The organism is Streptomyces sp. NPDC048419, assembly GCF_043200415.1.
GTDB lineage: Bacteria > Actinomycetota > Actinomycetes > Streptomycetales > Streptomycetaceae > Streptomyces.
Genome location: NZ_JBICXT010000002.1, coordinates 298,210 through 316,105 on the forward strand (window position 1 = coordinate 298,210; position 17,896 = coordinate 316,105).

Consider the following 17,896-nt stretch of genomic DNA (forward strand, 5'->3'; position numbering starts at 1 on the left):
CCGCTGAGGATGCGGTGCCCCCGCTCGCGGGGGAGCCTCCTTCTGTCTGGAGGTTTCACGATGGGTTCACTGGGTCTCACTCTCTGTACCGGATTTCTGGCCGCCTGCGCCCTCGCACCAGGGGTGGCGTTCGCGGCGGACGGAGGCGGGGCGGGCCTCTCGGTGACCCCGTCGTCCCCCGCCGCCGGCAGCGAGGTGGCGCTCCGGGCGACCGGGTGCACGCTGCGGACGGCCACCGCCGTGTCCACCGCGTTCGTCGCGGACGCGCGGCTCTCGGGCGCCGACGGCACCCTCACCGGGGACACCCTGGTGCGCGGCGCCGCCGGCCCGGGCTCCTACGACGTGCGGATCGCCTGCGGCGAGACCATGATCAAGGGCCGCATCACCGTCGTCGCGCAGTCCCGGCAGCGGGTCCTGGCCCAGCAGCAGCAGCCGTCCACCGCCGTTGCCGCCGCTCCGGCCTCACCCGCCGCCCCCGTCGACGCCGGCGGCGGGGGCGCCACGCACTTCGCCTCCGTGGACGTCCGCGGGGCCGGGCCCGGGGCGGGGCAGACGATCACCGGGCTGGTGCTCGCGGGCGTCGCCGCCGGCGCCGTAGGGATGCGGGGCGCGCGCCGGAGGCGCGGGACGGACTGACCCGATGGCAGACCACGAGCGCTCCTCGGGCTCCGCACGCCTTGTGACGGTCGTGACCTGGGCGGTGCTGCTGTGCGGGCTGTGGCTGTGGGGCCGGCAGGTGACCGGTGTGGCGGGGGACGTGCCGCAGACCGCCGCAGGCGACCTGGCCGCGATCGGACGGCCGCCGGAAGCGGAACTCCCCTCCGCGGTCCGCCCGTTGAAGGACGCGCTGCCGCAGCGCGTCGACATCCCCGGGCTGGGCGTGCAGGCGCCCGTGATCGCCCGCGGCCTGGACGCGCGCGGCGCGGTCGAGCCGCCGTCCTTCGCACAGGCGGGAGCCGTCGGCTGGTACGCGGCCGGGACCACGCCGGGCGCCGACGGGGCCGCGCTGATGGTCGGGCACGTGGACACCAGGACCCGGCCCGCCGTCTTCTACCGGCTGAGCACCATGCGGCCCGGCCAGACCGTCCGCGTCCTGCGCGACGACGGCGGGGTCGCCGAGTTCACCGTCGACGACGTCCAGGTCCAGAGCCGCGACCGCTTCGACGCCGCGCGGGCCTACGGGCAGCATCGGGCGGGACGCGCCGAGCTGCGGCTGATCACCTGTGGCGGCACCTTCGACCGGGCCGGGGGCACCTACACGGCGAACGTGATCGTCTCGGCGTACCTCACGGGAACCGGCCTGTGAACCACTCCCAGAGCTCCTTGTACCTGGCCCGGTCGGCGGCCTGCTCCCCCCGAGACCGCCGACCGGGCTGGTCCTCGACCGCGCGCACGGGCTGCGGGAGTAACCCGGCGTCCGGCGCGGGAGGTTCAAAGGGGCACGGCAATGCGAACGGGCCGGGGGCTGGGGCCGTATGGGAAGACTCTAGAACGGATGAGCGCCCGAGCCTAGAGTCTGAATGACCCCAGGTTCCACTACGGTGGCTCTCCGTCATATGTGCTGGTGATCCAGGGTCCTACGGCGGGTGTAACAGCTGACCGACAAGGTTCGGGCGACCTCGTGGGCGCGGCGTGCCGTATGTCAGGATTGAGGCTACGACCGGTGCACCCAAGGGGGAGTTGGATGTACGGCATGAGGGGGGCCGGAGCGCGGACCTCCGCGGCGGTGCTGGGGGCGGCACTGCTCGTCGCGGGATGTTCCTCCGGAGGCGGCGGCGACGACGCCGGCGCGAAGATCACCCAGCAGCCCAAGGAGAGCGACCCGTTCTGGGTCAACCCGGACGGGAGCGCGGCCCGTCAGGTGGCCGCCTACGAGAAGTCCGGCAAGGACGGGCCCGCCGGGCAGATCCGCAAGATCGCCGAGCAGCCGACCGGCGAGTGGATCGGCCCGGAGAACCCCGAGCAGGAGGCCAAGGGCTTCACGGAGGCCGCCGACAAGGCCGGCCGCACCGCGCTCCTCGTCCTCTACAACATCCCGCACCGCGACTGCGGCCAGTACTCGCAGGGCGGCGCGGCCGACGGCGACGCCTACCGCAGCTGGATCGACGGCGTGGCGGCGGGCATCGGGGACCGCGCGGCCACGGTGATCCTCGAGCCGGACGCCGTACTGCACCTGGTGGACGGCTGCACCCAGGGCGAGTTCCAGGAGGAGCGCTACGACCTCCTCAAGGGCGCGATCGCCAAGCTCAAGTCCCTGAGGAACACAGCGGTCTACCTGGACGCGGGCAACGCCGGCTGGGGCCACCCCGACCAGATCTTCCAGTCCCTGAAGCTGGCGGGCGTCGACCGGGCCGACGGCTTCGCGGTCAACGTCTCCAACTTCTACTCGACCAAGGACTCCATCGCGTACGGCAAGGAGCTGTCCGCGAAGGTGGGGGGCAAGCACTTCGTCATCGACACCAGCCGCAACGGCAACGGCCCGTACACGGGCGGCAATCCGGACGAGCGCTGGTGCAACCCGCCCGGCCGGTCCCTGGGCGACACCCCGACGAAGCGGACCGCCGACCCCCTGGTGGACGCCTACCTGTGGGTCAAGCGGCCGGGGGAGTCGGACGGCACCTGCAAGGGCGGCCCCAAGGCGGGCCAGTGGTGGGCGAGTTACGCACTCGCCCTTGCCAAGGCCAGCAAGTAGCCGGTGGCTACGGGACCTTGACCCACTGCGCCTTGCTCGGCGTCCCCTCGTCGTCGTCCACGAACAGCATGTACCAGCCCGACTGGACGAGGTTCTTGCCCTTCGGCACGGTCACCGTGACCTTGTCGCCGGAGGTCTTGAAGTCCAGTGCGATCGACCGCTGATCGACGTCCGTGACGTGCGTCGACGCACTGGGCCTGATCAGCCGCGCCTTCTTGATGACGGAGGCCTGCGGTGAGCTGAACGTCCCCGTCCCGCCCCGCGCGATCGTCTGCGGTCCGCCCGAGAGCGACGGCCGCGAGTCCCGGTACAGATACGGCGGCGTGTAGATCTCGATCCGCTGCTCGAACTTGCCCGGCTTGGTGTTGGCCTTGTCCGCGTACAGGGAGTCCGACCCGAAGAACATCACCCGCCCGTCGGGCAGCAGGATCGAACCCGAGTGGTAGTTCCGGCCCACCAGCGGATCGGCGACCCGCTCGAACTTGTCCGTGTCCGCGTGGTACAGCCGCGCCTGCAGGATGTTGGAGTCGCCGCGCCCGCGGTAGTCCTCGGAACCGCCGGAGACCAGCACCGAGTCGTCGGGCAGCACCGAGGACTGCGGATAGCGCGTGCCCTTCTCCAGCGTCGGCCCGTCCGTGAACTTCGGGTTCTTGTCCTTCAGATCGATCAGCCGCGTCCTGTTGCTGGACGCCTTGGACTCGCCGACCCCGCCACCGCCGATCACCATGTACTTCTCGTTCTGCGCGGGCGGCAGCAGCACCGTGCCGGACGTCTCCATCTCGCTTGCGTCGCTCAGCCCGGGCAGCTTGGAGAACTTGTTGGTGTCGACGTCCCAGATGCCCGGGATGCGGCCCACGTTGTCCGGCCCGTACCCCGCGTTCGACCCCGAGTAGAAGATCTTGCCGTTCTGCATCAGGAACAGCGCCGGGTAGGTCGGGAACTGGCGGATCGTCGAGGTGTACGTCCACTTCTTGGTCTTCGGGTCGAAGACCTCGTTCTTGCCCGGCACCAGCTGCCCGATGTCGTCGAGGCCGGAGACGCTGAGGATCTTGCCGTCGCCCAGGGTGGTGAGCGTCGGGTACCAGCGGGCCTCGTTCATCGGGTCGACCTTGATGTACTTCTCGGCGACCGGGTCGAACTCGTAGGCGTTCCTGATCCCCTGGAAGTCCTTCTTGTCAAGCGCGAGCTTCTGCGCGATGCCGTAGGTGTTGCGGGCCTCTGCGCCGGTCAGGCCCTGGATCCGGTAGTTGTCCTGGGTGCCGGTCTCGTACTTGGTGCCGCTCTTCTTCGCCTCGACGTAGATACGGCCGAGCCCCGGGTCGTTGCGCAGGAACTTGCCGGTCGCCTTGTCGAAGACCTTCTTCGCGCGCGGCACCAGCACCGGGTCCTTCGAGACGAAGGTCTTGCCGTTCTCCTTGCCCGTGAACTTGGTGCCCGCGGGCAGCGTGATCGGCTTGTCCGGGTTCTCGTTGTGGACGACCATCAGGCCGCCGGCCTTGGTGACGTCGCCCTTCAGCTTCTCGTACCGCTTGGTGCCGCCCGCGATCAGCAGATTGCCGTTCGACAGCTGGGTGTGACCCGTGCAGAACAGGTCCGCAGGTGTCGGCACCTTCTTGATCGTGCCCTTGACCGGGTCCCAGATCCGGGAGTCGAACTTCTTCTTGTCGAAGTTGTCCTGGTTGTTGCCCGAACCGGCGATGAGCAGCACCTTGCCGGTGCGCAGCAGCGCCGCGTGGATGGTGTCCTGGCGGTACTCGGGCGGGAACTGGATGATGTCCCAGTGCCCGTTGTCCGCTTTGTACTCGGGCTTGTTGATCTGGTACTCGTGGTATTTCTCGGTGCCGAAGCGGTAGAGCCACGGACCGTTCATCCCGGCCAGCGCGAGTACCACCGCCGTACCGATCGCGAGTCGACGGGCGCGGCGGCGGCCTGCACGGTCGTTCATTCCTTACGTCCCCCAAATCCACCCAGAGCGATCTGCATCGTCTGGTCATTTCCTGCGCCCGGGTCGGTGCCTGTGCCCGAACCCGGGGCCGCCCAGCTGGGCTTGTGCGCCGAGCCGTGCGGCGCGTGTGCCGCGTGCTGAGCGGGCAGCGGCTGCGGCTGGTAGGCGGGCGCGTGCCCCGCCGGGACCTGCTGCGGCGCCGGTGGCTGGACCGGCGCGGGCGGCTGCTTCTTCGCCTGCCGCAGCGAGTACCGCCAGGCGGCGATCGGCGAGGCGGTGATCAGCAGGGCGAACGTGGCCCAGATGATCATCGCCGGGTGCGAGTGCCCGAACATGAGACCGGCGGCGATCGAGCCGCCGAAGACCAGGATGAAGAACAGGTGGATCCGGAAGGTCCCGAACAGCGTGTCCGGGCTGGCGGAGTCGCCCTTGGGGGTCACCACGAACTTGCTCTTGCGGCGCAGCACCGTGTCCATCAGCGAGCGGGCGTAGATCGGCGCCGACAGGGCCGACATCATCATGCCCGCCACACCGCCGGAGCCCTCCGGCTCGTGCGGGGAGACGTTGTGTCGGCGGTTCCAGATGTAGAGGCCGATCTGCAGCGCGGACGCGTTGCCGTACAGCATCAGCCAGACCGTCGGGTCGATGTTCACACCCGAGGCGCCCAGGCCCAGGAACAGCGCGCAACTCAGCGCCGCCAGGATCCAGTTGAGGGCCGACATCGGGTAGAAGATGATCATCATCGTGTAGTTGAAGAGCTTGCCCGGGGGCAGTGAGAACCAGCCCTTCCAGTACTGCTTGAGAATCGTCTCGTACGTCCCCCGCGACCAGCGCAGCTGCTGGGTGAAGAAGTCCGTCCAGGCGCCCGGGCCCTCACCGACGGCGAGCACGTCCGGCGTGTAGACCGACCGCCACTTCCGGCCCGTGACCGGGTTCTTGTGGCGGTGGATCTCGAAGCCGGTGGCCATGTCCTCGGTGATCGAGTCGTACAGACCGCCGATCTGCTTGAGCGCCCTGATCCGGACGGCGTTGGAGGTGCCCACGAACATCGGGCCGCCGTACCGGTTGCCCGCCCGCTGGATCAGCGCGTGGAAGAGGAACTGCTGGGACTCGGCGGCCTTGGTGATGGGGTTGTCGTAATTGCCGTACACCTGCGGGCCGATGACGAAGCCGACGTCCGGGTCGCGGAAGAAGCCGAGCATCCGCTCCAGGTAGTTGGGCAGCGGCACGTGGTCGGTGTCGACCGAGGCGAAGAAGTCGTAGGCGTCGCCGTGCGCCTCCAGCCAGGCGTTGTAGTTGCCGTGCTTGGTCTTGGCGCGGTGCGGCCCCTTCTTCTGGTTCCACCGCGCAACTCCCTTGCGGGAGAAGTGATGTACGCCGAGCCGCGCGCAGACCGCCTTCACCTCGGGGTCGTCGCCCTCGTCCAGGAGCCAGATGTGTAGAAGGCCCCGGTGCCGCAGCCGTACGGCCGCCTCCAGGGTCTTCGTGACCATCTCCAGTGGTTCCTTGCCGGGCACGTACGTCGTGATGAACGCCACTCTCGTGCCGGTCTCCGGGACCACCGGGATCGGGTCGCGGGCGACCAGGGTGGCGTGCGCGTTGGACAGCACGTTCATGCAGCGGAAGAACTCGATCAGGCCGATCGAGACGAGCATCACCACGTCGAGCGCGGGCAGGAAGTCGTAGGCGGGGTAGTCGCGTTCGGTCCAGTGCTCCGGCTGCAGCAGCCAGGCGAGCAGGACCAGCGACAGCAGCGGCGCCGCGCCCAGCATCAGGGCGGCACGCAGGCGGTGCGGTTCCTGTGAGAGCAGCGAGCGGTACTGCACTCTGTACGGCTTGCTCGGATCGGGTTCGGTGAGGGGGCCGGCGAGCCGGCTGTAGTGCTCGTAGTCGTATCTCGGCAGGTTCTTCCTGATCCTGCGGAACTGGCCCGTCGTGCTGTTCCGGTGCGAAGGCACCCTGAGCTGGGTGGTTTCTGACGGGTCGAAGTTCGGCCGGGCGCCCTTCGGCGTCGACGTCATGAGTCATCCCCCCACACGCAGGTCACCGCGTGTCGTGTCGGTTCCTTCCGTCCGTGGCCGAGTCCCCGCACGACTCGTCACAGACGTATCAGTGGCGGGCCGCAGTCACCACAATTTCCACACCTGTAGACATGGAACCGCGACCTTCCGGTTGCATGATGCCCCCCTCGGCATCGGCTCGTGAACGGGAGCCCCTACCCCCACAGAACCGGCAACCGCTTACCAGCCCCCCAACTGCCGCGTATCCGCAGCATCTTGAAAAACAGGGTTCTACAGCGTTCAGCATGATCGCAAGATGCGAAACACGGTGTTTACCGGTCATACGCGTTCATTGTGGCGCGTGTGGGGGTCTTGTGGATGCGTTGTGGACAAGCGGTTGCGGATGTTGCCGAAGTGGTCCCTTATCGCCTCCTCCGCCCGCACCGAGTCGCCCGACCGCACCGCGTCGAGGATGTCCCGGTGCTGCCGGCAGGTGACCTTCGGGTCCTGCGGCACGCCCCCGAGATCCGTCTGCACGCGGTGGAAGGCGTCCCAGAACGCCTCCAGGACCTCGCCCAGCAACACGTTGTCCAGACCCCGGTACAGGGTGGCGTGAAAGGCGCGGTCGGTGTCCGCGAGTCCGGCGCCGCCTTGTGCCGCCTGGTGTTCCATACGGATCAAGAGTGCGTCGAGTTCAACGAGGTCCACGTCCGGGATCCGGCCCGCGAGCCGGGAGACCAGGCCCGTCTCCACCGCCTCGCGCAGTTCGAGCAGCTGGAGCAGGGAGTCCTCTCCTCTGTAGTGCCCGGCGACGGTGCGGAAGGCGAGGCCCTCGATCATCGGGGCCAGCGACATCGGGCCGACGTAGGTGCCGAAGCCGTGCCGGATCTCCACGATGCCCATCGCCTGGAGCGCCTTCAGCGCCTCGCGCACCGAGTTCCGGCTCGCGCCCAGGTACTGCATCAGCTCGGGCTCGGTCGGCAGCGGCGCCCCGGAGGGGAGCCGACGGTCGACGATGAGCTTCTTGATCCGCTCCTGAAGGTCACGCGCTGCCATGGCCAGAGAGTATCCGGCCAAACAGGAAGAAGACCCCTCGCGTGTACGAGGGGCCTTCCTGTCCGTGCGGTCGCACTGCGCTCGCTTCTGCGGAGGCGGCGTGGGTGGCGGGGCCCCCACAGCGCGCGGCGAAGCCGCGCAGAAAACGAAGATGGCGAGACCGGTTCGCGCATTGAGCGAACATGCCTCGCCATCGTCATCGTGCGCCGCCAGGGACTCGAACCCCGGACCCGCTGATTAAGAGTCAGCTGCTCTAACCAACTGAGCTAGCGGCGCCTGCCGACGCCGTAACTCTACCGGACCGCCGGCGGTGGTTCCGACCACTCGGAGGGGGCGGGCCGTGCCAGGTCCGGGAGGGTTCTGTACATCATTCGGACCGTCAACATGCGAGTCGGGAAGACCGTTGGCAAAGTGATCAGCGTGGACACGCGCGGTCTTTTCCATCGGGAGTGTGAGGGGAATCGCATGGCGGCTCCGGTATTCGAGGAATTCGATCCGGCCGGCGACTGCGACTGCCCCGGATGTGCGCACCGGCGCCGCGTCCTGCCGTATGCACGGACGGTCCGGCACCCGGCCGCCCGGCGGGCCGTGATCGTCGCCGCGGCCGCGTCCGCCGCGCTCGGCGCGGGACAGGTGGCCCCGGCGCTCGCGGCCCCGCAGGCACCGCCCGGTCCCGGCGTCCCAGCAGGCGACGGGCACCGGTCCCCGCAGGGCCACAAGGCCCCGCTGTACGGCCGCGGCGCCAAGACCGCCAGGCCCGCGGACGCGCGGAAGACGCCCACGACCACCCGCGCGGAGATCATCAACCGGGCCAAGAAATGGGTCGACGCGCAGGTGCCGTACAGCATGACCGACTACTGGTCCGACGGTTACCGGCAGGACTGCTCCGGCTTCGTCTCGATGGCCTGGGGACTGCCCCAGAACGAATGGACGGGCAGCCTCGGGCAGTACGGGAAGCAGATTTCCAAGGAGGAACTCCAGCCCGGCGACATCCTGCTCTTCCACAATCCGCAGAACCCGGAGAAAGGCTCGCACGTCGTCATCTTCGGCGGCTGGACCGACTACACGCACAGCAACTACCTCGCCTACGAGCAGACGCCCCCGCACGCCCGCAAGCAGGCCACCCCGTACGCCTACTGGACCAACGCCGACCGGTACGTCCCTTACCGGTACACCGGGCTCGCGCCGGACCCGACGGATGCCCAGCCGGGTGCGCCGGCCACCCCGAGCACCCGGACGCCCTATCCGGGAGCGGCTTATTTCGGCCCCGGTGCGAACAACACGTACGTCACCCGGCTCGGCGAGATGCTCGTCGCGCGCGGTGCGGGGCGCTTCTACACCTCCGGTCCCGGCCCACGCTGGTCGGACGCGGACCGGCGGGCCACCGAGGCGTTCCAGTTGGCCCAGGGCTGGCAGGGCGCGGCCGCAGACGGGCTGCCGGGGCCGCGGACCTGGGAGCTGCTGATGTCCGGGACGGGCAGGCCGATCCCGGCGACGGGGAAGGCGGGCCATTCGGCGCCGTCCTCCGGGGTGCCCGCCTATCCGGGGCGGGCGACGTTCCGGCCGGGGGTGGTCGACGACCAGGTGACCCGGCTCGGACAGCAGCTCGTGAAGAAGGGGTTCGGCAGGTACTACGCGACCGGACCGGGGCCGCGCTGGGGCGAGGCGGACCGGCGCAACGTCGAGGCCTTCCAGCGCTCCCAGGGGTGGCGCGGCGGCGCGGCGGACGGCTTTCCGGGTCCCGAGACGTGGAGACGGCTGTTCTCCTGAGCGGTTCCGATCTCCCAAGGGGTCGTCGCTGGTGAACGGCTCTGTTCCATCCATCTGTTGTGACGCATCTGGCGCGGAGGCTGGAGGCAAGCATGAGTACGACGACCACGTCACAGACGCCCGAGTCCGAGGGGCCGGGCAGGTCCGGGCGCCTCATTCAGAACGAGGCGACCACCGAGATCCCCGTCCATCTGCTGTTCCGTGACGACCCGGACCCGGTGTCCGTGCCGCTCAGACCGACGGTCGTCGGCCGCCGTCAGGGCACGGGGGAGCAGCCCCGGTTCCGCCGGCCGGCGCCGGCGAAGCCGCGGTCCGTGCCGCAGGTCGACCCCGAGCTGGGGGAGCGGCCGGCGCGCGTGCTGCCCGGAGCGGCGGGCGTGCTCGCCGGTGCCTGCGGGACGGCCGGGTGCGTGGCCACCTCGTGGTGGGCGGGCGTCCTGCCGCCGCTCGCGGTGGCGGCGCTGCGGCTGCCCGCGTACGCGGGGGCCGGGCTCGGTCCCGCGCAGTGGGCGGCCTACGCGGGCGCGGGCGCGCTCGGTGTCTTCGGGTTCGGCGGGCTGGCCCGGGGCCGGACCGGACGGGCCTGGGTGCTCGGTCTGTTCGGCCGCTACCGGGGGACCGTCCGGCGCACCGGCCTGATGTGGGTCAACCCGCTGGCGCTGCGCCGCCGGGTCGACGTACGGCTGCGGCACTGGCGCAGCGAGCCGATGCCCGCGGCCGACGGCAACGGCGTCGCGCTGCGCGCGGTGGTGCTCGTGGTGTGGCGGGTGCGGGACACCGCGCGGGCATTGCTGGGCATCGAGGACCACGAGACGTATCTGCGCGAGTGCGTGGAGGCGGCTCTCGCCCGGGTGCCCGTGGAGACACCCGGCGGGACGCGCGGTCCGGTGGAGGCGGCCGGGGATGCGCTGACCCGGCTGACCGCGGCGGACGCGGCGCCGGTCGGGCTCGAGGTGTTCTCGGTGCAGCCGGTCCTCATCGAGTACGCCCCCGAGGTCGCCGCCGCGATGAACCGCCGCCGTATCGCCGCGCTGGACGCGCAGCACCGGGCGAGTGTGCTCACCTCGGTGGTCGACTCCGTGGAGGACACGGTGACGCGGCTGACCGTGCGCGGGCTGGTCGACCTCGACGACTACGAACGCAAGGCGCTGGTCAAGGACTTGACGGTGGCGTTCTGCGCGGGGCGCGGGGAACAGGTGCCGTGATTGGTATGGACACGTTCAACTAACGGCAATATTCTGCACTTGGTCTAGACCTGCACGCCTCATGGAACTTCCCCCACGTTCTTCAGGAGCGGCAGCATGCGCAGAAAGATCAAGTGGTACGCCGCCGCGCTCGGGCTCACCACGGCAGGGGCCTTCGTGCTCTCGGCCGGAAGCGCGAGCAGCCACGGCTACACCGACCTCCCCATCAGCAGGCAGAAGCTGTGCGCCAACGGCACGGTGACGAACTGCGGCGACATCCAGTACGAGCCGCAGAGCGTCGAGGGCCCCAAGGGCTTCCCGGCCTCCGGACCGGCCGACGGGTCCATCTGCTCCGGCGGCAACTCGCGCTTCTCCCAACTCGACGGCTCCAGGACGCCGTCCGGCGGCGCCTGGCCCACCACCAAGGTGACGGGCGGTCAGAGCTACACGTTCCGCTGGCAGTTCACCGCCATGCACGCCACGACCGACTTCAAGTACTACGCCACCAAGCAGGGCTGGAACCAGAACCACAACCTGGCCCGCTCGGACCTCAACACCACACCGTTCCTGACGGTGCCCTACAACGGGCAGCGTCGCCCGTCCACCCTCTCCCACAGCGGCACCCTGCCGTCCGGCCTGAGCGGCCACCACATGATCGTCGCGGTATGGACGATCGCGGACACGGGCAACGCGTTCTACGCCTGCTCCGACGTCACCTTCTGATCCCGCCGGACGGGGTGCGTGCGCCGGGAGGCTCGGTCCCGGCGCACGCGCCCGATCCCTGAGCCTTTCTTGAGCCACCGCGGCACTACCCGTGGGTACGTTCCTGGCATGCCGACCGCACGGGTGCGGCGGACCGAGACCGGGGGACCCCATGGACGTCACCTTCTACCTCGTGCCCTGCCTGATCATGACGGTGGCCCTGGCCATGGCGTACCGCGTGGTGCGTCGCTGGCTGCAGATGCGCCGCGCCTGGAACAGCGGGCTCACCGCCCAGGGGCGCTGCCTGCGGATGTTCACGACGACCCGTGGCGGCGCCAACGACACCTCCGTGAGCACCACCCTCCACCACGTCTACGAGTTCCAGGCCCAGGACGGCCGTCCGGTCCGCTTCGAGGAGGAGGACGGCCCGGCGACCCGCCTGGAGGGCGACCCCGTCACCGTCTACTACTACGCGGACGGGCCGGACGTGGTGGCCACCGCCCAGGAGCCGGGCCGCGTCAAGCATGCGGCGACGACGGTCGCGACGCTGGTGTTCCTCGGGGTGATGGTGGCGTTCTGCATCGGTTTCATGGCCACGTTCCACTCGATGTCCTCCTGGTCGGCCGACACCGGGTCCTCGACCACCATGCCGTAGCAATCTGACGGTACGTCAATTACCGTGCGCCCCCATGGAGTCCAGTAACGGCGCGCGGGGCACGGTCGCGGAGCTCGTGACGGAGCGGTTCGGTGACCACCGGCCAGGGCTGTGGTGCGAGGACCTGGTGCTCACGCACCACGAGGTGGCGGCCGGCGCCGCGGCGCGGGCCGCGCTGCTGACCGATCTGCTGCCGCCCGGCGCCGCGCCGCATGTGGGGGTACTGCTCGACAACACCCCTGAATATCCGATGTGGTTGAGCGCGGCGGCGCTCGCGGGTGCCGCGGTCGCCGGGATCAACCCCACCCGCCGCGGCCCGGAGCTGGCCCGCGACATCCTGCACACCGAGTGCCGGACGGTCGTCACCGAGCGCGCCCGTCTGCCGCTGCTCGCCGGGCTCGAACTCCCCGGCGTACGGCTCCTGGTGACCGGCACCGAGGAGTACGACGAGCTGCTGGCGCCGTACGCGGGCGCCGAACCGGACACCTCCCGGGCGGCCCCTGACGACCGCTTGCTGCTGTACTTCACCTCCGGTTCTACGGGCGCGCCCAAGGCCGCGATCTGCTCGCAGCGGCGGCTGGCCGCCGCCGGGCGTTCGCTGGTCGGCCAGTTCGGGGTGCGCCGCGACGACGTGCACTACATCTGCATGCCGATGTTCCACGGCAACGCGGTCATCGCCGACTGGGCGCCCGCGCTCGCGGCCGGTGCGGGCGTGGCGCTGCGGCGGCGCTTCTCGGCCTCCCGGTTCCTGGCCGACGTCCGCTCGTACGGGGCGACGTACTTCACCTATGTGGGCCGTGCCGTGCAGTACATCCTGGCCACCGAGGAGCGCGCCGACGACCGGGACAACCCGCTGCGGCTCGGCTTCGGCACGGAGGCGGGGGCGGTGGACGCGGCGGCCTTCGAGCGGCGGTTCGGGGTGCGGCTTGTTGAGGGGTACGGCTCGTCGGAGGGCGGCGCGGCCGTGCAGTGGTCGCCGGGGACACCGGCGGGGGCGGTCGGGCGGGCGGCGCCCGGTCTCGTCGTACTCGATGCGGGCACGCGCGAGGAGTGCCCGCCCGCCGCCTTCGACGCGGCGGGGCGGCTGCTGAACGGGGACGAGGCGATAGGGGAGCTGGTGAACCGGGCGCCCAACCCCTTCGAGGGGTACTGGCGCAACCCGGCGGCGGAGGCCGAGCGGCGGCACGACGGCGGGTACTGGACCGGCGACCTCTTCTACCGGGACACCGCCGGCTACCTCTACTTCGCGGGCCGCACCGACGACCGCCTCCGCGTCGACAGCGAGAACCTGGCCGCCGCGACGATCGAGAACATCCTCGCCCGCTACGACGGGGCCGACGCCGTCGCCGTCTACGCGGTGCCGGACCCGGTCACCGGGGACCAGGTGATGGCGACCCTCGCCGGGACCTTCGACCCCGACGGCTTCGCCGGCTTCCTCGAGGCCCAGCCCGACCTCGGAACGAAGATGGCGCCGCGGTTCGTCCGGATCGTGGAGCGAATGCCGGTCACGGCCACCAACAAGATCCACCGGGCGAAGCTCCGGAAGGAAGGCATCCGGTGCGCGGACCCCGTCTGGTGGCGGCCACCCGGACAGCGGACATACCGCCCGCTCACCCCGCAGGACGCCGAAGGACCCCTCGTCTCCACGAGAGGCCCTTCATCGGTGCGCCGCCAGGGACTCGAACCCCGGACCCGCTGATTAAGAGTCAGCTGCTCTAACCAACTGAGCTAGCGGCGCATGACTCACGCCGCCCGCCGGAACCGTGTCCCGCGGGTGGCGACGAAGAAAATACTACCTGGTCCGCGGGGGTGCTTCGAACCACTTCCGGGTCGCCTAGATCGCCAGCGAGAGCAGCACCGGCGTCGCGTTCCGGTTCAGGGCGTCCGCTGCCTGGCGCAGGCGGTGGGCGTCCTCCACGGGCAGCGACAGGGCCAGGCAGCCGACCGACGTGCCGGCGCTGACCGGCACGGCCGCGCACACCGTGCCGACCGCGTACTCCTGGAGATCGAGGTGGGGCACGGTGGGCGGCTGGGCCTCGAGGTGCGAGAGCAGCAGCTTGTCGTTGGTGATGGTGCGCGAGGTCAGCCGGGCCGGCCTGTGCCGGGAGAGGTGGTCGCGCCGGCCGTTGTGGTCGAGCTGGCCGAGCAGGCTCTTGCCGATCGCGGTGGCGTGCGCCGAGGAGCGGAAGTCGACCCACTCGTGGACCACCGGGGTGGTGGGCCCGTCGGCGTACTGGGCGATCCTGACCTCGCCGTCGACGTACCTGCTGAGATACACGGCGGCGCCCACCGAGTCGCGCAGCCGGTCCAGGGTGCGCTGGAGCTTCTCGTGCAGGGCCCGGTCCCGGCCCTCGGCCGAGCCGAGCCGGGTGAGGGCGTCGCCGGTGACGTACGCACCCTCGGTGATCTGCTCGACGTACCCCTCACGGCGCAGCATCCGCAGGAGGGTGGTCAGCCGCTCCGGGGCGAGGTCGGTGAGACGGACGAGCTCGTTGTCGGTGACTCCGGTCGAGTGCCGCGCCACGGCCTCCAGGACGCGCAGCGCGTCCTGGGCCGAGTGGTACGGCGCGGTCGGCTCGTGCTTCAGCGCCACGGTGCATCCCCCTGCGCTTGCTCGGTCGCTCTACAACTTGGCCGTAATCCGGACAGCGGAACAGTTCCACGATAACGGTCAAGAGGCTTGTTGTGAGCGGCTGTTGACGAGATCTGAACCCCGCCGCACCGCTCCCAACAGCAGCGCAGGCACGCCGGCACATGCCAATGACATGCCCCGGCGCCCGGACCTCGGAGGTTGAATCGCGTTCAACCTCCGACGTCAGAGGACCGCGCTGAGAAATTCCCGCGTGCGGTCGTTCTCGGGCTCGCTGAAGATCTTCTCCGGCGGGCCCGACTCGATGACCCGGCCGGAGTCGAACATCAGCACCTGGTCCGAGATGTCCCTTGCGAAGTTCATCTCGTGGGTCACGCAGAGCATCGTGATGTCCGTGGTGCGGGCGATGTCGCGCAGCACGTCGAGGACACCGGCGACCAGCTCCGGGTCGAGCGCGGAGGTCACCTCGTCCAGCAGCAGCACCTGCGGCCGCATCGCCAGCGCCCGGGCTATCGCGACCCGCTGCTGCTGGCCGCCGGAGAGCTGGGTCGGGCGTGCGTCGCACTTGTCGGCGAGGCCCACCATCTCCAGCAGGTCGCGGGCGCGCTCGGTCGCCTCGTCCTTGGACATGCCGAGGACGGTGACCGGGGCCTCGGTGATGTTCCGCAGCACCGACATGTTCGGGAACAGGTTGAACTGCTGGAAGACCATCCCGATCTTCTTGCGGACCTCGCGGATCTGCTTCTCCGGGGCCGGGAAGAGCTGGTCGCCCGCGACCGTGATGGTGCCCTCCTCCGGCTTGGTGAGGGTCATCAGCAGCCGCAGGATCGTCGTCTTGCCGGAGCCGGACGGGCCGATCAGGGTGACGTGCTTGCCGGAGCTGACGGAGAAGTCGAGCCGGTCGAGCACGGTGTTCGAGCCGAAGCGCTTGGTGACGTTGTCGAACCGGATCAGTTCGCCGCCGTCCACCGGCGGGTTGGCGCCGGCGTCGGGTTCTTTCATCAAAGGCGTGTCAGCGGACAAGACGTCGCTCCAGGGCTCGTACGAGAAGGGAGGCCGGGTAGGCGATAAAGATGAAGGCCACACCGATCACTGTCAGGGGCTCGGTGAACTGGAAGTTCGTCTGCGCGAACAGCCGCGCCTGGCCGAGCATTTCCATGACTGTGATCGTCATCAGGATCGGGGTGTCCTTGAGCATCGAGATGACGTAGTTGCCGAGCGCCGGGACCACCCGGCGGATCGCCTGCGGCAGGATCACCGCGGTCCAGGTGTGCCGCACCGGGAGGTTCAGCGCGGTGGCCGCCTCCCACTGACCGGCGGGGACCGCCTCGATACCGGCCCGGTAGACCTGCATCGTGTACGTCGAGTAGTGCAGGCCGATCGCGACGACACCGGTGGTCAGCGCCGACCAGGTCAGGCCCCACTCGGGCAGCACGTAGAAGAAGAAGAACAGCTGCACCAGCAGCGGGGTGTTGCGGATGAACTCCGTGACGACACCGATCGGCCAGCGCACGAAGCGCGTGGGCGTGCGCATCAGCAGCGCCCACACCAGGCCCAGCGCGAAGGAGATCAGCGAGCCGAGGACGAGGATCTGCAGGGTGACCAGCAGTCCCTCCCAGAACTTCGGCATGAAGTCGGCGACAGCGCTCCAGTCCCATTTCATCCGAGCGAACCTCCCGCGCCCACGCCGGTCGTCTCAGGACGGTGCAGCTCCTGGTCGGCCGAGCGGCCGACCGGCCTGCCCAGGCCCGACTTGAGCTTGCGTTCCAGTCCGCGCATCCCCCGCGTGAGCACGAAGGCGATGACGAAGTAGATCAGCAGGACGTACGTGTAGATCTCCGCGCTCTGCTGCAGCGCGAGGCGCACCAGGTTGGCGCTGAAGGCCAGGTCGCCCATGCCCATGATCGACACCAGCGCGGTGCCCTTGAGCAGCTCCACCAGGAGGTTGGAGAAGGACGGAATCATCTCCGGCACGGCCTGCGGCAGCAGGACCAGCCGCATCCGCTGCCACGGCGTGAAGCTGAGGGCGATGCCGCCCTCGCGCTGCGCCGGGTCGACGGAGTTCAGGGCGCCGCGCACGATCTCGGCGCCGTAGGCCCCGTAGGTCAGTCCGAGCGCGAGGGTGCCCGCCCACAGCGGGACCAGCTGCCAGCCGAAGGCGATCGGCAGCACGAAGAACACCCAGAAGATCATGATCAGCGCCGAGGTCCCGCGGAAGATCTCGGTGTAGGCGCCCGCGAGGAAGCGGACGATCCACAGCCGGTGGGTGCGGGCGATGCCCACGCCGAAGGCGACCGCGGTCGCCAGCAGCCCGGCGAGGACGAGCAGCTGGACCGTGACCCAGATGCCGTGAAGTACGAGTTCCCAGAGTCCCGAGGTCATCCGCCGCACAGCTCCTTCGCAGTGAGGTCGGTCATCTCGGCCTTGGTGAAGCCGAAGGGCTTGAGGATGCGGAACAGCTCACCGCTCTTCTTCATCTTCTGCAGCTCCACGTTGAAGGCGTCCCGCAGACCGGTCTCGGTCGGGCGGAACGCGAAGGCGCCGCCGTCGACATGCGGCTTGCCCTTGACGAGGGGCGCGAAGGCGTCGGTGGACTCCGCCTTGCTGGACTTCTTGACCACCTCACGGACGGTCAGCGCCGTACCGGAGAAGACGTCGACGCGGCCGGCCTCGACGGCGTTCAGCCCCGCGACCTGGTCCGGCACGATCAGGATGTCGCTCTGCTTGTACCCCGCCTCGACGGCGTACTGGATCTCGGCGTACCCGGTGCCGGTCGCGAACTTCGCCTTCTTCGCGACGATGTCCTTGTAGTTGTGCAGCCCCTTCGGATTGCCCTTGCGGACGATGAAGGCGTCGAGCATCTGGTAGTCGGGGTCGGCGAAGATGACCTGCTGACAGCGCTCGGGATTGACGTACATCCCCGCGGCCACGACATCGAACTGCTGCGAGTTCAGGCCCGGGATGAGCGAGCCGAACTCCGTCGGGACCGGCTGCACCTTGTCCACGCCGAGCCGCTTGAAGATGACCTTGGCCAGTTCCGGCGCCTCGCCGGTCAGGTCGCCGTTCTTGTCGATGTACCCGAAGGGGATCTCACCGGCGATACCCAGCCGTACGACGCCTGCCGCCTTGAGCCGGTCGAGCAGGTCACCGCCTTCCTTGCTCGAAGCGGCGGCCACGCGACTGCATCCGGCGGCGCCCAACGCACCGAGCGCCGCCACCCCCGCGAGCAGCGATCGACGAGTGGGCCCGGGTGTGTGTCTGTCGTTCCCAAAAGGTGGAGCCATGGCGGCGCGGCTACCCGA

16 protein-coding genes and 2 tRNA genes are annotated in these 17,896 nt (G+C 69.7%); 8 read left to right on the plus strand and 10 right to left on the minus strand.

The annotated features are described in order from the left end of the window. The first annotated feature begins 60 nt into the window (after positions 1-60). The 3 genes from ACGFYN_RS05340 to ACGFYN_RS05350 all read left to right on the plus strand — a co-directional run bounded on the left by ACGFYN_RS05340 (position 61) and on the right by ACGFYN_RS05350 (position 2,692). Complete coding sequence (locus ACGFYN_RS05340) at positions 61-636, plus strand: hypothetical protein (protein ID WP_393864406.1); 576 nt, start codon at positions 61-63, stop codon at positions 634-636. A gap of 4 nt (positions 637-640) precedes the next feature. Beyond that, entirely contained in the window at positions 641-1,306 is a 666-nt protein-coding gene (locus ACGFYN_RS05345; protein WP_393864407.1) for a class F sortase, read from the plus strand. A 378-nt stretch (positions 1,307-1,684) separates the two neighbouring features. Continuing rightward, complete coding sequence (locus ACGFYN_RS05350; protein ID WP_393864408.1) at positions 1,685-2,692, plus strand: glycoside hydrolase family 6 protein; 1,008 nt, start codon at positions 1,685-1,687, stop codon at positions 2,690-2,692. A 7-nt stretch (positions 2,693-2,699) separates the two neighbouring features. Here the strand turns inward: ACGFYN_RS05350 and ACGFYN_RS05355 are convergent, their stop codons facing one another. The 4 genes from ACGFYN_RS05355 to ACGFYN_RS05370 all read right to left on the minus strand — a co-directional run bounded on the left by ACGFYN_RS05355 (position 2,700) and on the right by ACGFYN_RS05370 (position 7,969). After that, a complete protein-coding gene (locus tag ACGFYN_RS05355) occupies positions 2,700-4,637 on the minus strand; it encodes a galactose oxidase-like domain-containing protein (protein ID WP_393864409.1) in 1,938 nt (645 codons plus the stop codon). After that, positions 4,634-6,658 carry a glycosyltransferase family 2 protein gene (locus ACGFYN_RS05360; RefSeq protein WP_393864410.1) on the minus strand — a complete coding sequence of 675 codons (2,025 nt, stop codon included), beginning with the start codon at positions 6,656-6,658 and terminating at the stop codon, positions 4,634-4,636. The genes ACGFYN_RS05355 and ACGFYN_RS05360 overlap by 4 nt, the downstream gene beginning before the upstream one ends. A 318-nt stretch (positions 6,659-6,976) precedes the next feature. Continuing rightward, on the minus strand, positions 6,977-7,693 hold the full coding sequence (locus ACGFYN_RS05365) for a FadR/GntR family transcriptional regulator (RefSeq protein WP_393864411.1): 717 nt from the start codon (positions 7,691-7,693) through the stop codon (positions 6,977-6,979). Positions 7,694-7,895: 202 nt separating this feature from the next. After that, positions 7,896-7,969, minus strand: a tRNA-Lys gene (locus tag ACGFYN_RS05370). Positions 7,970-8,158: 189 nt separating this feature from the next. Here ACGFYN_RS05370 and ACGFYN_RS05375 point away from each other — a divergent pair. The 5 genes from ACGFYN_RS05375 (at position 8,159) to ACGFYN_RS05395 (ending at position 13,703) form a co-directional block, all read left to right on the plus strand. Further along, on the plus strand, positions 8,159-9,463 hold the full coding sequence (locus tag ACGFYN_RS05375; protein WP_393864412.1) for a peptidoglycan-binding protein: 1,305 nt from the start codon (positions 8,159-8,161) through the stop codon (positions 9,461-9,463). Positions 9,464-9,555: 92 nt separating this feature from the next. Beyond that, positions 9,556-10,668, plus strand: a complete 1,113-nt coding sequence (locus ACGFYN_RS05380) for an SPFH domain-containing protein (protein WP_393864413.1) — start codon at positions 9,556-9,558, stop codon at positions 10,666-10,668. Positions 10,669-10,764: 96 nt separating this feature from the next. Further along, positions 10,765-11,370, plus strand: a complete 606-nt coding sequence (locus ACGFYN_RS05385; RefSeq protein WP_393864414.1) for a lytic polysaccharide monooxygenase — start codon at positions 10,765-10,767, stop codon at positions 11,368-11,370. A gap of 151 nt (positions 11,371-11,521) precedes the next feature. Next, complete coding sequence (locus ACGFYN_RS05390) at positions 11,522-12,004, plus strand: DUF3592 domain-containing protein (RefSeq protein ID WP_393864415.1); 483 nt, start codon at positions 11,522-11,524, stop codon at positions 12,002-12,004. Positions 12,005-12,038: 34 nt separating this feature from the next. After that, positions 12,039-13,703: an AMP-binding protein gene (locus tag ACGFYN_RS05395; protein WP_393864416.1), complete on the plus strand. Its 1,665-nt coding sequence runs from the start codon at positions 12,039-12,041 to the stop codon at positions 13,701-13,703. Here ACGFYN_RS05395 and ACGFYN_RS05400 read toward each other — a convergent pair. From ACGFYN_RS05400 to ehuB, 6 genes are all read right to left on the minus strand, one after another. After that, positions 13,669-13,742, minus strand: a tRNA-Lys gene (locus tag ACGFYN_RS05400). The two genes, ACGFYN_RS05395 and ACGFYN_RS05400, sit on opposite strands and share 35 nt — an antisense overlap. Positions 13,743-13,838: 96 nt before the next feature. Next, a complete protein-coding gene (locus ACGFYN_RS05405) occupies positions 13,839-14,597 on the minus strand; it encodes an IclR family transcriptional regulator (RefSeq protein WP_393864417.1) in 759 nt (252 codons plus the stop codon). Between the two features lie 222 nt (positions 14,598-14,819). Further along, a complete protein-coding gene (ehuA, locus tag ACGFYN_RS05410; RefSeq protein ID WP_393864418.1) occupies positions 14,820-15,596 on the minus strand; it encodes an ectoine/hydroxyectoine ABC transporter ATP-binding protein EhuA in 777 nt (258 codons plus the stop codon). A gap of 10 nt (positions 15,597-15,606) precedes the next feature. After that, a complete protein-coding gene (gene ehuD / locus ACGFYN_RS05415) occupies positions 15,607-16,257 on the minus strand; it encodes an ectoine/hydroxyectoine ABC transporter permease subunit EhuD (RefSeq protein WP_393864419.1) in 651 nt (216 codons plus the stop codon). Continuing rightward, positions 16,254-16,976 (minus strand): ectoine/hydroxyectoine ABC transporter permease subunit EhuC, encoded by a 723-nt coding sequence (gene ehuC / locus ACGFYN_RS05420; RefSeq protein WP_393864420.1) that lies wholly within the window; start codon positions 16,974-16,976, stop codon positions 16,254-16,256. Before ehuC ends, ehuD begins: the two co-directional genes overlap by 4 nt. Next, a complete protein-coding gene (gene ehuB, locus ACGFYN_RS05425) occupies positions 16,973-17,878 on the minus strand; it encodes an ectoine/hydroxyectoine ABC transporter substrate-binding protein EhuB (protein WP_393864421.1) in 906 nt (301 codons plus the stop codon). Before ehuB ends, ehuC begins: the two co-directional genes overlap by 4 nt. Positions 17,879-17,896 lie beyond the last annotated feature (18 nt).

Excerpts from the sequence above, each read along its gene's own strand:
- ehuB (WP_393864421.1), bottom strand. The coding sequence starts at position 17,878 with ATGGCTCCACCTTTTGGGAACGACAGACACACACCCGGGCCCACTCGT.
- ehuA (WP_393864418.1), bottom strand. The coding sequence starts at position 15,596 with ATGAAAGAACCCGACGCCGGCGCCAACCCGCCGGTGGACGGCGGCGAA.
- ACGFYN_RS05380 (WP_393864413.1), top strand. The coding sequence starts at position 9,556 with ATGAGTACGACGACCACGTCACAGACGCCCGAGTCCGAGGGGCCGGGC.
- ACGFYN_RS05355 (WP_393864409.1), bottom strand. The coding sequence starts at position 4,637 with ATGAACGACCGTGCAGGCCGCCGCCGCGCCCGTCGACTCGCGATCGGT.
- ACGFYN_RS05340 (WP_393864406.1), top strand. The coding sequence starts at position 61 with ATGGGTTCACTGGGTCTCACTCTCTGTACCGGATTTCTGGCCGCCTGC.
- ACGFYN_RS05365 (WP_393864411.1), bottom strand. The coding sequence starts at position 7,693 with ATGGCAGCGCGTGACCTTCAGGAGCGGATCAAGAAGCTCATCGTCGAC.
- ehuC (WP_393864420.1), bottom strand. The coding sequence starts at position 16,976 with ATGACCTCGGGACTCTGGGAACTCGTACTTCACGGCATCTGGGTCACG.
- ACGFYN_RS05375 (WP_393864412.1), top strand. The coding sequence starts at position 8,159 with ATGGCGGCTCCGGTATTCGAGGAATTCGATCCGGCCGGCGACTGCGAC.
- ACGFYN_RS05345 (WP_393864407.1), top strand. The coding sequence starts at position 641 with ATGGCAGACCACGAGCGCTCCTCGGGCTCCGCACGCCTTGTGACGGTC.
- ACGFYN_RS05395 (WP_393864416.1), top strand. The coding sequence starts at position 12,039 with ATGGAGTCCAGTAACGGCGCGCGGGGCACGGTCGCGGAGCTCGTGACG.
- ACGFYN_RS05390 (WP_393864415.1), top strand. The coding sequence starts at position 11,522 with ATGGACGTCACCTTCTACCTCGTGCCCTGCCTGATCATGACGGTGGCC.
- ACGFYN_RS05350 (WP_393864408.1), top strand. The coding sequence starts at position 1,685 with ATGTACGGCATGAGGGGGGCCGGAGCGCGGACCTCCGCGGCGGTGCTG.
- ehuD (WP_393864419.1), bottom strand. The coding sequence starts at position 16,257 with ATGAAATGGGACTGGAGCGCTGTCGCCGACTTCATGCCGAAGTTCTGG.
- ACGFYN_RS05385 (WP_393864414.1), top strand. The coding sequence starts at position 10,765 with ATGCGCAGAAAGATCAAGTGGTACGCCGCCGCGCTCGGGCTCACCACG.
- ACGFYN_RS05360 (WP_393864410.1), bottom strand. The coding sequence starts at position 6,658 with ATGACGTCGACGCCGAAGGGCGCCCGGCCGAACTTCGACCCGTCAGAA.